The 360-nt window shown below is 59.4% G+C and carries 1 rRNA gene; it reads left to right on the top strand.

Going from position 1 to position 360, the window contains the following annotated elements:
* A 16S ribosomal RNA gene (locus ACTHSL_RS13215) occupies positions 1 to 360 on the top strand; the annotation flags it as partial.

Here is a 360-nt window from a genome sequence, read left to right as displayed (position 1 = left end):
TCGGGTTGTAAACTCCTTTCGGGAGGGATGAAACGGACAGTACCTCCAAAAGAAGCCCCGGCTAACTCTGTGCCAGCAGCCGCGGTAATACAGAGGGGGCAAGCGTTGTCCGGAATTACTGGGCGTACAGCGCGCGCAGGCGGTCATGGACGTGCCGTGTGACAGACGTCGGCTCAACCGACGTAGGCCAGGGTACACGACATGACTGGAGACAGAGAGAGGGATGTGGAATACCCGGTGGAGCGGTGAAATGCGTAGAGATCGGGTGGAACACCAGGGGCGAAGGCGGCATCCTGGCTCTGTTCTGACGCTGAGGCGCGAGTGCGTGGGGAGCAAACCGGATTAGATACCCTAGTAGTC

Origin of the sequence: Neisseria sp. P0008.S010, from assembly GCF_051962715.1 — a bacterium.
Taxonomy (GTDB): Bacteria; Pseudomonadota; Gammaproteobacteria; order Burkholderiales; family Neisseriaceae; genus Neisseria; species Neisseria elongata.
The sequence above is the reverse complement of the archived record's forward strand: the minus strand, read 5'-3'. Positions and strand labels throughout refer to the sequence as shown.